The sequence below is a fragment of the Streptococcus sp. ACS2 genome (assembly GCF_000525585.1).
GTDB lineage: Bacteria > Bacillota > Bacilli > Lactobacillales > Streptococcaceae > Streptococcus.
Genome location: NZ_JALT01000012.1, coordinates 37439 through 50694, shown reverse-complemented (window position 1 = coordinate 50694; position 13256 = coordinate 37439). Strand labels below are relative to the sequence as shown.

18 protein-coding genes are annotated in these 13256 nt (G+C 39.6%); 5 read left to right on the top strand and 13 right to left on the bottom strand.

Annotated features, from left to right (window positions below; genetic code table 11):
• Positions 1-91 precede the first annotated feature (91 nt).
• The 7 genes from HMPREF1517_RS10530 to uvrA form a co-directional block, all read right to left on the bottom strand.
• Positions 92-244, bottom strand: a complete 153-nt coding sequence (locus tag HMPREF1517_RS10530; protein WP_164555397.1) for a hypothetical protein — start codon at positions 242-244, stop codon at positions 92-94.
• Between the two features lie 12 nt (positions 245-256).
• Entirely contained in the window at positions 257-406 is a 150-nt protein-coding gene (locus HMPREF1517_RS10525; RefSeq protein ID WP_021152571.1) for a hypothetical protein, read from the bottom strand.
• A gap of 37 nt (positions 407-443) precedes the next feature.
• Complete coding sequence (locus tag HMPREF1517_RS10130) at positions 444-578, bottom strand: bacteriocin (RefSeq protein WP_037599086.1); 135 nt, start codon at positions 576-578, stop codon at positions 444-446.
• A 202-nt stretch (positions 579-780) separates the two neighbouring features.
• Positions 781-981, bottom strand: coding sequence for a hypothetical protein (locus HMPREF1517_RS01550; RefSeq protein ID WP_004183464.1), 201 nt, complete (start codon positions 979-981; stop codon positions 781-783).
• 36 nt (positions 982-1017) lie between these two features.
• Positions 1018-1167: a hypothetical protein gene (locus HMPREF1517_RS10520; protein ID WP_014632605.1), complete on the bottom strand. Its 150-nt coding sequence runs from the start codon at positions 1165-1167 to the stop codon at positions 1018-1020.
• 174 nt (positions 1168-1341) lie between these two features.
• Positions 1342-1584: a DUF3923 family protein gene (locus HMPREF1517_RS01545; RefSeq protein WP_014632604.1), complete on the bottom strand. Its 243-nt coding sequence runs from the start codon at positions 1582-1584 to the stop codon at positions 1342-1344.
• 93 nt (positions 1585-1677) lie between these two features.
• Positions 1678-4503: an excinuclease ABC subunit UvrA gene (gene uvrA, locus HMPREF1517_RS01540; RefSeq protein ID WP_037599085.1), complete on the bottom strand. Its 2826-nt coding sequence runs from the start codon at positions 4501-4503 to the stop codon at positions 1678-1680.
• Between the two features lie 295 nt (positions 4504-4798).
• Between uvrA and HMPREF1517_RS01535 the strand changes: the two genes are divergently transcribed.
• The 3 genes from HMPREF1517_RS01535 to HMPREF1517_RS01525 all read left to right on the top strand — a co-directional run bounded on the left by HMPREF1517_RS01535 (position 4799) and on the right by HMPREF1517_RS01525 (position 7482).
• The gene (locus tag HMPREF1517_RS01535) at positions 4799-5743 is read left to right on the top strand and encodes a magnesium transporter CorA family protein (protein WP_013991181.1); all 945 of its coding nucleotides are present in this window, start codon (positions 4799-4801) and stop codon (positions 5741-5743) included.
• A gap of 69 nt (positions 5744-5812) precedes the next feature.
• On the top strand, positions 5813-6484 hold the full coding sequence (locus tag HMPREF1517_RS01530; RefSeq protein ID WP_014635046.1) for a DUF1129 domain-containing protein: 672 nt from the start codon (positions 5813-5815) through the stop codon (positions 6482-6484).
• A gap of 116 nt (positions 6485-6600) precedes the next feature.
• Complete coding sequence (locus HMPREF1517_RS01525) at positions 6601-7482, top strand: DUF4300 family protein (RefSeq protein ID WP_014635047.1); 882 nt, start codon at positions 6601-6603, stop codon at positions 7480-7482.
• A 125-nt stretch (positions 7483-7607) separates the two neighbouring features.
• On the opposite strand, the gene rpsR is transcribed toward HMPREF1517_RS01525, so the two are convergent.
• From rpsR to rpsF, 3 genes are read right to left on the bottom strand one after another with little or no spacing between them, the layout of a single operon-like run.
• A complete protein-coding gene (gene rpsR, locus HMPREF1517_RS01520; RefSeq protein ID WP_000068665.1) occupies positions 7608-7847 on the bottom strand; it encodes a 30S ribosomal protein S18 in 240 nt (79 codons plus the stop codon).
• 41 nt (positions 7848-7888) lie between these two features.
• Positions 7889-8407, bottom strand: coding sequence for a single-stranded DNA-binding protein (locus tag HMPREF1517_RS01515; RefSeq protein ID WP_002891844.1), 519 nt, complete (start codon positions 8405-8407; stop codon positions 7889-7891).
• Positions 8408-8418: 11 nt separating this feature from the next.
• On the bottom strand, positions 8419-8709 hold the full coding sequence (rpsF, locus tag HMPREF1517_RS01510) for a 30S ribosomal protein S6 (protein WP_002884188.1): 291 nt from the start codon (positions 8707-8709) through the stop codon (positions 8419-8421).
• Between the two features lie 220 nt (positions 8710-8929).
• Here rpsF and HMPREF1517_RS01505 point away from each other — a divergent pair, with 220 nt between their 5' ends.
• Both HMPREF1517_RS01505 and mutY read left to right on the top strand, forming a co-directional pair.
• Positions 8930-9883 carry a hypothetical protein gene (locus HMPREF1517_RS01505; RefSeq protein WP_037599084.1) on the top strand — a complete coding sequence of 318 codons (954 nt, stop codon included), beginning with the start codon at positions 8930-8932 and terminating at the stop codon, positions 9881-9883.
• Between the two features lie 1176 nt (positions 9884-11059).
• On the top strand, positions 11060-12211 hold the full coding sequence (gene mutY / locus HMPREF1517_RS01500; protein WP_037599083.1) for an A/G-specific adenine glycosylase: 1152 nt from the start codon (positions 11060-11062) through the stop codon (positions 12209-12211).
• A gap of 21 nt (positions 12212-12232) precedes the next feature.
• On the opposite strand, the gene HMPREF1517_RS10700 is transcribed toward mutY, so the two are convergent.
• From HMPREF1517_RS10700 to HMPREF1517_RS10760, 3 genes are all read right to left on the bottom strand, one after another.
• Positions 12233-12358: a hypothetical protein gene (locus tag HMPREF1517_RS10700; RefSeq protein ID WP_269634927.1), complete on the bottom strand. Its 126-nt coding sequence runs from the start codon at positions 12356-12358 to the stop codon at positions 12233-12235.
• A 148-nt stretch (positions 12359-12506) separates the two neighbouring features.
• Complete coding sequence (locus HMPREF1517_RS01495) at positions 12507-12767, bottom strand: hypothetical protein (RefSeq protein ID WP_037599082.1); 261 nt, start codon at positions 12765-12767, stop codon at positions 12507-12509.
• Between the two features lie 20 nt (positions 12768-12787).
• Positions 12788-13189: a DUF6608 family protein gene (locus HMPREF1517_RS10760; protein ID WP_002891858.1), complete on the bottom strand. Its 402-nt coding sequence runs from the start codon at positions 13187-13189 to the stop codon at positions 12788-12790.
• Positions 13190-13256: the final 67 nt, after the last annotated feature.

The window sequence follows — 13256 nt, the reverse complement described above, 5'->3', positions numbered from 1 at the left end:
ACATCCAAGTGAATAGTTCACTTGGACGATGAAAACTTATAACGCTTATTCTTTTTAACTCTCATGAAAATAGGAGTTATTTAATAACCTGCTATCTTATTTTTCTCAGTTTTAAAATCTCAACTGCAATATAACTTACTTGTCCAACTCCATAACCAATGTCATATGCTACATTTCCCCCAACAATTTCAGAAAGCTTATCAAAGGTTAAAGAATCAAATTTATCCATCATCATTGTATCCATATACATTTTCCCTTAACCTCTAAATCCATCTACAAATCCACGACCAAAATCATAAACCGTGTGAGTAACTACTCCGACTCCATATCCTACAGATGAGTAAATACTTCCACCAACTACAATTGCTAAATCTTTAATATCAATTTTTTGAAATGTATTTTTCATGTTCTCTCCTATTCTTTATTTCATTGACTTCGACTACCTACCACGCTTGACGAAAACCTTTTACAAATTCGTTAATAACGTACTTACCATATTTAACTGGGTTGAAACCACCACTGATTTGCTCTAAATCATCATTGGACAACACCGTAAATAATTGTTTTTCTTCTAACATTACAAAGCTCCTTTCTAAATAAAATTCTAAGGTTAGCTCTCTCAGCAGCTCTTAGCCACTAAGTCCAAGCTATGACTTCATTATAAGAGCTTAACGAAATAAAAAATAGTGACATAGATGTCACCATTCCATAGGATTAAAGACAAAAGAAAAGGCTAAGTATATAAACTCAACCTGAGACTATAGTAATTAGCAGAGAAAATCATTTCTCCTTGTCCTTACCCGCTACCCTAAGCGCAAACAAAGAAAAAGCTAGCGAAAGTGTTGACCAGACGAGACAATGGTCAATAAAAGCAACGCCTTCGGTGAAACTTAGCGTAGCATTTATCATCACAATAAATAGCCAGACGATCACGATAACAATGCTTAAACTTCTGATAAGATTATTCTTCTGTTTATCCATATTTCTCTTTCCCATATTTGGTACTCATGGTAACTTCTAATCGCCATAAGGAGGTCTTCTTTTCAACCACCATTTGTTCCAACCCAATCGTTCAGGTAAGGTTTGAGGTCTAGATACAAAATCACCCCCTGTGACATTTTCTAAGGTTTCAGCAGTCAGCTCTTCGCCATATGCCTTAGTTCGCATTCTTATTTCTCCTTTCTTGTCAAAAAATAAATACAGCAATAACCACTTGGACTATTCAAAAACTAGTTGTCTTGGTAACCTAGTGGGTTTGGCTATAAGGTCATTATAGGTTCTCTCTTTTCAAAAAAATAGTGACATAAATGTCACTATCACTCAACACAAAAATCCAGGCCTTTATAAGACCTGTTCCAAAACTTGTTTATTTCTACGGTGTTTCAGAATAAGATAAAAAATAACCTCAAAAAGGAGAAAAGTAAAATAAATTCCTAAAACGTAAAGCAAAGTTTCCCATTTATCTGTTGCTGATTGAAAATGGCCGTGATGATCCACTGTACGGATGCTAATCAAAAGACAAATATCTAGAAATAGGGCTAGAAGAATACCATTAAAGCCTATAAAAAAACGCTTTTTAACCATAGTCTGACTCCTGTATGTTTGTTCTTAACCATAGAATAGCAAGCTCAACTTAAACCAGCCTAAAGCAAAAAAAGACTCAAAGAGCCTTTTTCTTTATGTCAATTTTTCTTTCAGATATTGTCCTGTGTAGCTTTCTGGAACAGCTGCCACCTCTTCTGGAGTCCCTGTTGCAACAATAGTACCTCCACCGACACCGCCTTCAGGACCCAAATCAATAATATGGTCTGCGGTCTTGATAACATCCAGATTGTGCTCAATCACGAGAACAGTGTTGCCATCATCCGCAAAACGCTGAAGCACCTTCAAAAGACGTGCAATGTCATCTGTATGAAGACCCGTCGTCGGTTCATCCAGAATGTAGAAGGACTTCCCAGTAGAGCGTTTGTGCAACTCACTAGCCAACTTCATACGTTGAGCTTCTCCACCTGATAGGGTTGTTGCTGGTTGTCCCAAGGTCACATACCCAAGCCCTACATCCTTGATTGTCTGCACCTTACGAGCAATCTTAGGAATAGCCGCAAAGAAGTCAACCGCGTCATCAACTGTCATATCCAGAATCTCCGCGATATTTTTCCCTTTATAACGAACCTCTAGGGTCTCAGAATTATAGCGTGTGCCATGACAAACCTCACAAGGGACATAAACATCAGGCAAGAAATGCATCTCAATCTTGATAATACCATCACCAGAACAGGCTTCACAACGACCACCCTTGACATTGAAAGAGAAACGCCCCTTCTTGTAACCTCGAATCTTGGCCTCATTGGTTTGAGCAAAAAGATCACGAATATCGTCAAAGACACCTGTATAAGTCGCTGGATTAGAACGAGGTGTACGCCCAATTGGACTTTGGTCAATATCAATCAAACGTTCGATATGCTCGATTCCTGTCACTGATTTGTGTTTACCAGGTTTCTCACTATTGCGATTGAGCTCTTGAGCAATTTTTTTCTTGAGAATTCCATTAACCAAAGTCGATTTTCCTGAACCAGAAACACCTGTGACTGCAATCAACTTTCCAAGTGGAAACTTGACAGATACATTCTTAAGGTTATTTTCGCTAGCTCCTGTAACCTCGATAAAACGACCATTACCTACACGACGTTCTGTCGGTACAGGAATTGATTTAGCACCTGACAAATATTGCCCGGTGATTGATTTCTTGTTCTTAGCCACTTCCTCTGGGGTTCCAGAGGCCATGATTTGACCACCAAAGGCACCAGCACCAGGTCCCACATCGATAAGCCAGTCAGCCTCACGCATAGTATCTTCATCATGCTCCACCACAATCAAGGTATTGCCCAAGTCACGCATCTTTTTAAGACTTGAAATCAAGCGATCATTGTCACGCTGATGAAGCCCAATAGAAGGCTCGTCCAACACATATAGGACTCCAGAAAGGTTAGAGCCAATCTGTGTCGCCAAACGGATACGCTGACTCTCACCACCTGAAAGGGTTCCAGCCATACGAGAGAGAGTCAAATAATTAAGGCCTACATTATTTAAGAAAGTCAAGCGATCCTTGATTTCCTTAACAATTGGACGAGCAATCACTCCCTCGTTTTCACCTAATTCAAGGTTATCTATCTCCTTAAGATGATCTAAAATAGACAAATCAGAGATTTGACCAATATTGAGACCATTCTCACCACCAACACGAACTGAGAGTGCTGCTTCGTTAAGACGATAGCCATGACAAGTTGGACATGACAGCTCATTCATATAACCTCGCATGACATTGCGAGTGAAATCACTATTGGTCTCGTGATAGCGACGATTGATATTAGTCACAACTCCTTCAAAAGGAATATCAATATCACGCACCCCACCAAAATCATTAACATAATGGAAATGGAATTCACGATCCCCAGATCCGTAGAGAATCAAATCTTGTTCTTCTTTTTTAAGATCTTCAAATGGCGTATCCATATCCACGCCGAACTGCTCCATAGCCTGCTCAAGCATGGCTGGATAGTAGTTGGACGAAATAGGATTCCAAGGCGCCAGAGCACCTTCACGTAAGGTCTTACTAGCATCAGGGATAACCAAATCCATATCAACTTCCAGTTTATTACCCAAACCATCACAGGTCGGACAAGAGCCAAATGGCGCATTGAATGAAAAGAGACGAGGCTCCAACTCTGGCACTGTGAAGCCACAAACCGGACAAGAATAATGTTCTGAGTAAAGCAGTTCATTATCATCCATGGTATCCACAATCAAGTAGCCATCTGCTAAACGTAGGGCCGCCTCAACCGAATCAAAGAGACGACTACGGATACCATCCTTATTCACCAAGCGGTCCACAACCACTTCGATATTATGCATCTTAGACTTAGACAACTCTGGCACTTCTGTGACATCGTAAATCTCACCATCTACACGAACACGAACATAACCGTCCTTTTGTACACGCTCAAAAACGGCCTTGTGTTGCCCTTTTCTACGACGAACAATCGGCGCTAAAATCTGCATACGCGTACGCTCAGGAAGAGCTAGAACCTCGTCCACAATCTGTTCCACAGAGGACGACTGAATGGCCCCATGACCATTAGGACAATAAGGAACACCCACACGGGCATAAAGAAGACGAAGATAGTCATTAATCTCTGTTGCCGTTCCGACCGTCGAACGAGGGTTTTTGCTTGTTGTTTTCTGGTCAATGGAGATGGCAGGACTCAAACCATCAATCGAGTCCACATCAGGTTTCTCCATATTTCCCAAAAACTGGCGGGCATAGGCTGAGAGACTTTCCACATAACGACGTTGCCCCTCTGCATAGATGGTATCAAAGGCCAAAGAAGACTTACCAGAACCTGACAAGCCCGTCACCACCACCAGTTTATCACGCGGAATCTCCACATCGATATTTTTTAAATTGTGAGCTCTTGCTCCATGAATCACTAACTTATCTTGCATATTTTTAAGAGGCCCTAGCGCAAAAGCTACTGCCGCTCCTTTCTACAGACGGATGGAAAATCCATCCCGACTTTCTCTCATAATTATAACAAAATTTCAATTTATCCAGCCCAAAAATGTTTCAAATGTAGTATAATGGTGGAGTGTCTAAAAAAGGCAAGGAACATCATCCCAAGCCTCATTTGACAGCACTAAAAAAGTTAAGAGCAGTGTTAATTGGACTTAAAAGCGATTGTAAAAATCCTTTTACAATCAAGATGCTAGCGCTTACTTAATGACGAAGGAGGGGTTCCCATTGAAACAGATGTTCTTATCCACCGGAAAAGAATTCAAAGAAATTGAAACATTCGAGCCTGGTGCTTGGATTCATTTGGTGAACCCTTCCCAAGAAGAAGCCATGAAGGTCGCAGAACGGTTTAACATTGATATTCAAGACCTCCGCGCCCCTCTGGACGTGGAAGAAACTTCACGTATCGATGTCGAAGATGACTACACCCTAATTCTGGTCGACGTCCCAACCCATGAAGAGCGTAATAACAAAAGCTACTACGTCACTATTCCATTGGGTATCATCGTTACTGATGAGGTGGTTGTTACTACCTGTCTTGAGGACATCAGTCTCATGGATAACTTCCTCAACCACCGTGTACGTAACTTCTACACCTTCATGAAGACCCGTTTTGTCTTTCAGATTCTCTATCGCAATGCTCAACTTTACCTAACCGCCCTACGTTCTATCGACCGTCAGAGTGATAAATTGGAAGCTCAGTTGGAAAATGCGACTAAAAACGAGCATTTGATTGACATGATGGAATTGGAAAAATCCATTGTCTACCTAAAAGCCTCACTTAAGATGAATGAGCGAATTGTCAAAAAGCTAACAGGTAACGCCTCTAGCTTGAAAAAATATATCGAGGACGAAGATCTCTTGGAAGATACGCTGGTTGAAACCCAACAGGCCATTGAGATGGCAGGCATCTATGAAAATGTCTTGAATGCCATGGCTGAAACCTCTGCCTCTATTATCGGCAATAACCAGAACACAATCATGAAAACACTCGCTCTCATGACTATGGCTCTGGACATCCCAACCGTTATCTTCTCCGCCTACGGTATGAACTTTAAAAACAATTCTATGCCTCTAAACGATTTAGATAACGCCTTTTGGGTCATCTTCTTCATGGCAGCCTTCGGGTCATCCTGCGTTGTTATCTACTTTATCAGGAAAAAATGGTTCTAACATAGAGCCTCTTCTTTTCCCTAAACTACAAAACTAAAAAAATAATACTATTTATCGAAAGGTCATCTCATGGACATCCAAAAACTCACCAAGAAAAACCAAGAATTTATCCACATCGCAACTAACCAACTCATCAAAGATGGTAAATCAGACCAAGAAATCAAAGACATTCTTGGCAATGTCATTCCTGAACTTATCGAAAATCAAAAAAAAGGAATTACAGGACGTGGACTCCTTGGTGCTCCAACTGTTTGGGCTGCTAGTTTCTCTCCTGAAAAACACCATAAACCTGAAACTGGTAAGCCTAACAAAGAAGTGCCAGAAACAGATAAAACACCTTGGAAGATGTGGCTTGATACCTCACTCTTCCTTCTAGCCATCGTTGCTATCATGAACGCAATCTTTGGTTTCTCAGGTACACAAACTAGCTACGGTCTCACAACCCTTCTTTCAGTGTCATTCATTGGAGGCCTTGCTATGTATACCCCTTATCACTACATCTACCGTCACAATAACAAACCAAAAGAAGAACGTCCAAAATGGTGGTTCAGCATGACCGTCATCACACTCTCTTTTATTGCATGGTTTGCTCTCTTTAGTCTTACAGCCCTTCTTCCAAGCTACCTTAACCCTGGTCTTTCACCAATTGTGATCCTTATCATTGGTGTCATCGCTGGTGTTGCCAAATACTTCTTCAAACGTCACTACAACGTTCAAAGTACTTACGCACCTGCATCTTAATCATTCTCAACCTCAAGCACCTTTATGGGTGCTTTTTTACGTCAGAAATCTTGACACAGTTGGCTATTCTATACTAAAATGTTAAAGTTAATAGACAAAAGAAAGAATTCCAATAGATGCGTATCAAATTCCCTCTACTAATCATTGCTTGCTGCCTACTACTTATGGCTTGTGGCCACAAGAATACTCAGAAAAACTATCAAGCTTACTATAGTTTTAACAATGTGACGACTTCTACTCAGGAAAAACAGCTAGCAAAAGCCTTAAAAAGCAAGGGCATTCCGACAAAAGACTGGGACAATCTAGCCCCTTATATTAGTCGTTACAATCAGGAAAATACAAACCTCCAACCTGTTGTCAAAAAATGGACCCAAAGTAAAATCGGCAAGGATCAAAATCAATTTGTCACCTTCCTTAATGAAAAAACTTTCGAAGATAACAAATCACATTTTACTGATGACTTAAACTGCCGACGAACATCGTTCCTCCTTCTTCATGATCTTATTACAAGTTCAGAGGACCTCACCAAATTGGACCTCCCCCTTCAAAACGAATTTATAGATCTTAAGTCACGCCACAAAGAGCTAACTGCCAAGGATCAAGCTCTCTATAGTCTCCTCTTTGGGGATAATATCAGCTATCAGTCTACGGATGACCTCCTTAAAGCTTGGAAAAAAGCTGGACTCAAGTTCCCAAAAAAGGTTAAACTCCTCTCAGTCTTTCAAAGTAGCCCTGGTGATGTCAGCAATTTCCACACGGCTATAGCTTATGAAAAAGATGGCAGTATCTATGTCTTTGAAAAACAGGACCCTACACTTCCTTACAGGTGGAGCCGCTTCAATAATTGGGCGGATATCAAAACACACTGGTTATCAAACCGCTTCAAGGTCTTCAAAGATAATGTCGATATCCTCGTTAACGACCAAAAATTTGATGATTTCTTAGAAAACACACTCTATATACCACAAACCAACCAACTAGCTCCTCAAGATAAATGAGAAGACCAGTTGGTTTTTCTTTTTCCCTAAAGTATAAAATAAAACTCTCCACTGTCAGCCCTAGAAATAACAAAAGCCTACAAAATCAAGGCAGAAAAAAACACCCTCAGTCGAGGGCATTATTTTTAGTCTTCGTTTACGTAAGGCATAAGTGCCATAACGCGAGCGCGTTTAATCGCTGTTGTTACTTTACGTTGGTTTTTAGCTGAAGTTCCTGTTACACGACGTGGAAGAATTTTACCACGTTCTGAAACGAAACGGCTAAGAAGCTCAGTATCTTTGTAATCAACATATTCGATTTTGTTAGCTGCGATGTAATCAACTTTTTTACGGCGTTTGAATCCGCCACGACGTTGTTGAGCCATGTTTATTTCTCCTTTATATATTTAATTCGTTTTGTCCATTCTTAGAATGGGAGATCGTCATCTGAAATATCCATTGGATTTGAATTACCAAATGGACTCTCATCACGACCGAAGTTTGGTGTAGATTGTGCAGGTTGTGATCCACCAAATGAACCACCAGTTGAAGCTCCTCCACCGAATGAATTTGAATTATCAAATCCTCCAGCGTTGTAAGAACCACCACTGTGACCTTCACGTGCCGCACGGCTTTCCAACATTTGGAAATTATCAGCGACAACTTCAGTTACGTAAACACGTTGACCTTGTTGATTTTCATAGTTACGAGTCTGAATACGACCTGTAATTCCAATCAATGCGCCTTTCTTAGCCCAGTTAGCCAAATTTTCAGCTTGCTGGCGCCAGATAACACAGTTAATAAAGTCAGTTTCACGTTCACCATTAGCACCCTTGAAGTTACGATTAACTGCAAGACTGAATGTAGCAACTGCAACATTACTTGGTGTATAACGAAGTTCCGCATCACGGGTCATGCGACCAACGAGTACGACATTATTAATCATAATCTACCTTCTTACGCGTCAAGTTTAACGATCATGTGACGAAGAATGTCACCGTTGATTTTTGAAAGACGGTCAAACTCGTTAAGAGCAAAATCGTTATCAGATTCAACGTTAACAACGTGGTAAAGTCCTTCACGGAAATCTTGGATTTCGTATGCAAGACGACGTTTTTCCCAATCTTTTGATTCAACAACAGTTGCACCGTTGTCAGTCAAGATAGAATCGAAACGTGCTACCAAAGCGTTTTTAGCTTCTTCTTCAATGTTTGGACGAATGATATAAAGAATTTCGTATTTAGCCATTGATATTTTCCTCCTCTTTTGGTCTAATGACTCATGGTCTTTCTCCACGAGTAAGTGAGGTGCACTCACAAGATATGATTTTACCAAAGAATAGGAGATATTGCAAGGAAAAACTTATTAACTTTATCTTCCAAATAGTAAAAAGTTTAAATGACCAAGAAAAGAGCTAGACCTCATCAGTTATCTTTTCTCTGACTAAACTTCATGCTAAAATAAGAGAATGCTTTATCATAAAAAGAAATTAGGGGAAAAACTAGGACTTCCAACCTTTAACCACTACTACAATATTCCTATTACTACCCTAGAATATGATTTTAAAAACTTAGGTCCAAGTGATACCTACATTATCACTTTTAAACAGGACAATAACCTCTTTGTTGTTGACATAAGACATCAGCTTGGTCATACCAGTCATTTTGATACCGTCTCCCTCTTTGAACAAGATAATCTCTTATCAGGTATCGCTGCTGTCCCTTTAGCCTCTGTTCCTAGCATACAAATCTTGTCTTTTCCAGACAAGTTACACTCTCTGAACCCTAGTCAGCGTCTAAAAAATCTCGTCGCTCTTTACTACAAGGATGAAGAAATCATGCGTTACCTCAAGACGAATAAAAATATCGGTGATCAGGTGACAAGATATCAATTAGAGGCTGAACGACTAGAAAGACAAGGTGAGAGTTTTGACTTCTTTAAGTACGTCAGCCGTGGCAAAATACGAGAAGAAGACGGTCTATCGGAAGTGTCTAGCAAGGACTACGACTTCATTCCTGATTTTCACCCCTTCTTAACCTCACCAAGAAGCCAGCAGGTTTTAAGCGTACCAGTAACCTACTTTGATGACAAAACGAAACAGACCGCCAAAATAGACATCATGGGGTGGTATATCAAGGACCAGCAACTTAAGATTCGTTGGAAACCCAAGTACATGCGCAAACGTCGATGGCGCTCATCACGTATCTCAGTTGATATCGTGACCGACAACTACTTCTTCCAAGGACAAATCTATAGAGACAGTAGTGCCCCCATATTTCTGAACAAGCTAAACTTCGATAGTAAAATTCCTAAGAGTTTCCTACCGCATCTTAAAAATCAATACCAAATCTTTACGACTCTAGTAAAAGAACAAAAAAGGCTTGCTCTCCTACGGAAGGTTCGGTTGAACAAAAAGGACTAAGAGTCTCTCACTAAAATCCACTAATATTCAACATATCAAAAAGCTCATTCTTACACGCTAGAATGAGCTTTTAAGATTCTTCAATTGTCATTAGAACATCCTTTTGGAATTTCGTAAAAAATATTTTCATAAGGAGGAGTCATTGTGTGTCACCATTTTTATACCTAGCAATCATAGATTACCTCCATCAACTTACAAACAACTTTCAAGCATTGTAAATTTTCTATTACATCGGTATCACTCCCTAAGCTATTTTATGCAATAACTTGAAGTGTCTCCATTTTTATAACGTCCTAAATTCATCATCATAGTAATCACCTCTGATTCATATGATTTGAGACCTATCTCCCCATTGACCACTCAATGAGGTTTACTTGTCGCCGTTCTTATAACGACTTACATCAAACATCAACATAAGCGTCACCTCGGTACTTTATTACAAGATTTAAGCATTTAACTTTTGTCGATAGATTACTCATTTGGCATTGGTATCACTCCTTAAGCTATCTTACGCAACAGCTTAAGTGTCACCATTTTTATACCTACTAACATTTCTCATGAGCTTTACCTCACTTTTTGACGTTAATCTTGAGTTTAGCTTTCGATTTCTGGTGGTATCACTCCCTTGTAGCTATTTTATGCAACATTATTAATCGCCGTTTTTATACCTACTCATATTTTTCATGAACTCACCTCGTTCATCTTAAGAATATAGGACTTACGTTTCGTGTGGCATGGGTATCACTCCTTAGGCTATTTTACGCAACAACCTATGTGTCTCCATTTTTATACCTACTAACATTTCTCATGAGTTTTACCTCACTTTTCTTAAGTTAACAGATTTGAGTTTGGCTTTCGACTTCTGGTGGTATCACTCCCTTGTAGCTATTTTATGCGACTGAATTAATCTCCGTTCTTGTAACGCCCTACTGTCATGCGGTCACGCTCCTCAGAGATGATTGGTAAAGTTATTTGTTTTGCCTACTGTTTTGTTTAGAGATTTTAGTCTCCGTTTTTGTACCTTGAAATATTTACTCTCACCATGGCTCTTACCTCCTTGATGAATCCTTATCTTCTTTACACTTTTAGTATAATGTAAACGCTTACTTTTGTCAATCCTTTTGTCGGAAAAACGCATAATTTTTTGAAAAAAGATTTCTTTGCTACAATAGAGACATGTTAGATTTAAAAGAATACGGCATTGTCATGTGGGATGCTGAGAAAATCGCGTCTTTTCGTCGCACCCTCCTGGACTGGTACGATCGAGAGAAACGAGACCTCCCCTGGCGTAGGACTAGAAACCCATACTATATCTGGGTCAGTGAAATCATGCTACAACAAACCCAGGTTCAGACTGTTATTCCCTATTACGAGCGCTTTTTAGACTGGTTCCCAACAGTTAAGGATTTGGCCGAAGCCCCAGAAGAGAAGCTTCTCAAAGCTTGGGAGGGACTAGGCTACTATTCACGTGTCCGAAACATGCAAAAGGCTGCGCAACAAATCATGGATGACTTTGATGGTCAGTTTCCAGATACATATGAAAACATTGCCAAACTCAAGGGCATCGGACCCTATACTGCTGGTGCTATTTCTAGCATCGCTTTTGGGCTCCCAGAACCTGCTGTTGATGGTAATGTTATGCGGGTTATGGCTCGTCTCTTTGAGGTTAACTACGATATCGGAGACGCCAAAAATCGTAAGATTTTCCAAGCGATTATGGACATTTTGATTGACCCTGACCGTCCAGGTGACTTTAATCAGGCGCTTATGGACCTTGGGACTGATATCGAGTCAGCTAAAAATCCAAGACCCAACGAAAGCCCTATTCGCTTTTTCTGTGCAGCCTATCTCAATGGAACTTATGACAAATACCCCATCAAATTGCCTAAGAAAAAGCCTAAACCTATGCAAATTCAGGCTTTTATTATCAGAAATGCAAAGGGTGAATTTCTGCTCGAAAAAAATATCGAGGGACGTCTGCTAGGTGGTTTCTGGTCCTTCCCTATCATGGAAACAGACTTTATTGGCCAACAACTCAGCCTTTTTGAAAAGGATGATTGTATTCTCGAAACAGTCTCTCAAAAGGCTATTTTTGAGGAAAATTATGCCCTCAAACCAGAATGGACAAACAATAGCTTTACACCCGTAAAGCATACCTTCAGCCATCAAAAATGGACCATCGAAATGATGGAAGGCAACGTTAAGAACGATAAACCTACTTCCGATAAGGAGCTACGCTGGGTGGCTAGTCAAGACTTTGACCAGTTCCCAATGGCCACACCACAGAAGAAGATGATTAAAACTTATGAAGACAGTAAAAAAGGATAGCATTGAGTGCTACCCTTTTTCTTATACATCAAGTTTATCGTGCTTACGGCCTCGAAAAGCAAGGTATACTTTTGAAAGAACTACTCCCAAAAAGATATAAAACAATTCCAAATAAGTCACATTTTTTGACATAAAAAATTCAATCATAATACGACACTCCTTTTTATTAAGAACTCCTGTCGCTGTTCTCAGTTATACTTCTATTGTAGATAAGATGGCCAATAAAGAATAGTGACATAAATGTCACTATGGGGAACAAAAAAGCCGAAACATTCAAGTTTCAGCTTTGGAGTTATTAGTCTACTTTGTAAAAGAAGTAACTGTCGTCTGTGGTGCCATAAAGTGACTGCCCACCCCAGATACGATCCTTACTTTTATCTGACTGATCATCAGCTTTCTCATTTGGTGATGACATTACAGAACCAGTCAAAGATACTCCTTGGGGTAAAAATGATAATGTTCCACCACCAGGACCAACTTCTTTTGGCACAAGTTCTGCTTTAAAAAAGCCATCAGTAATTTTACCATATTCAATTGCTACCTTTGCCGTATACAATTCTATAAATTGGAATTAATTTACTTCATTGTCTCTTTCTTTTTTCTACATTTGTACACAATAAAATGGACTATACAAAATATAACGAACATAGACGTGAAATTTATCCAGACGTCCATATACGCGGACTGAGCTAAATTTTCTCTAAAGCTCGTAGACCATACATAAAAAAATGCAAGTAAAACTGTCGGTATGTACGAAACTACATATCTTAGAACCATAGGCTTTATAATCAGCTCTGTAACAAGAGCATATGCCACTACACCTATTAAAACTATGATTGCTCTGTCTATTTCGTGCCAGTTTCCGCTCGGATCCTCATATATTCCGTTATATAAATACAAAATGCTGTTTAGCACCGTTACAAATGTATATAAAACCGTATATGCGAAAATCAAATTCTTATATTTATCCTTTTTCATTGCACTACTACTCCAGAAATTCAAATTTGTTTATCTAATTATAAAATAAAGGTTAACGATTAATCAA

What these genes read in the sequence shown, in the direction of transcription:
- HMPREF1517_RS10530 (WP_164555397.1), bottom strand. Translation starts at nt 244, where the DNA reads ATGGATACAATGATGATGGATAAATTTGATTCTTTAACCTTTGATAAG.
- HMPREF1517_RS10525 (WP_021152571.1), bottom strand. Translation starts at nt 406, where the DNA reads ATGAAAAATACATTTCAAAAAATTGATATTAAAGATTTAGCAATTGTA.
- HMPREF1517_RS10130 (WP_037599086.1), bottom strand. Translation starts at nt 578, where the DNA reads ATGTTAGAAGAAAAACAATTATTTACGGTGTTGTCCAATGATGATTTA.
- HMPREF1517_RS01550 (WP_004183464.1), bottom strand. Translation starts at nt 981, where the DNA reads ATGGATAAACAGAAGAATAATCTTATCAGAAGTTTAAGCATTGTTATC.
- HMPREF1517_RS10520 (WP_014632605.1), bottom strand. Translation starts at nt 1,167, where the DNA reads ATGCGAACTAAGGCATATGGCGAAGAGCTGACTGCTGAAACCTTAGAA.
- HMPREF1517_RS01545 (WP_014632604.1), bottom strand. Translation starts at nt 1,584, where the DNA reads ATGGTTAAAAAGCGTTTTTTTATAGGCTTTAATGGTATTCTTCTAGCC.
- uvrA (WP_037599085.1), bottom strand. Translation starts at nt 4,503, where the DNA reads ATGCAAGATAAGTTAGTGATTCATGGAGCAAGAGCTCACAATTTAAAA.
- HMPREF1517_RS01530 (WP_014635046.1), top strand. Translation starts at nt 5,813, where the DNA reads ATGGACATCCAAAAACTCACCAAGAAAAACCAAGAATTTATCCACATC.
- HMPREF1517_RS01525 (WP_014635047.1), top strand. Translation starts at nt 6,601, where the DNA reads ATGCGTATCAAATTCCCTCTACTAATCATTGCTTGCTGCCTACTACTT.
- rpsR (WP_000068665.1), bottom strand. Translation starts at nt 7,847, where the DNA reads ATGGCTCAACAACGTCGTGGCGGATTCAAACGCCGTAAAAAAGTTGAT.
- HMPREF1517_RS01515 (WP_002891844.1), bottom strand. Translation starts at nt 8,407, where the DNA reads ATGATTAATAATGTCGTACTCGTTGGTCGCATGACCCGTGATGCGGAA.
- rpsF (WP_002884188.1), bottom strand. Translation starts at nt 8,709, where the DNA reads ATGGCTAAATACGAAATTCTTTATATCATTCGTCCAAACATTGAAGAA.
- HMPREF1517_RS01505 (WP_037599084.1), top strand. Translation starts at nt 8,930, where the DNA reads ATGCTTTATCATAAAAAGAAATTAGGGGAAAAACTAGGACTTCCAACC.
- mutY (WP_037599083.1), top strand. Translation starts at nt 11,060, where the DNA reads ATGTTAGATTTAAAAGAATACGGCATTGTCATGTGGGATGCTGAGAAA.
- HMPREF1517_RS10700 (WP_269634927.1), bottom strand. Translation starts at nt 12,358, where the DNA reads ATGATTGAATTTTTTATGTCAAAAAATGTGACTTATTTGGAATTGTTT.
- HMPREF1517_RS10760 (WP_002891858.1), bottom strand. Translation starts at nt 13,189, where the DNA reads ATGAAAAAGGATAAATATAAGAATTTGATTTTCGCATATACGGTTTTA.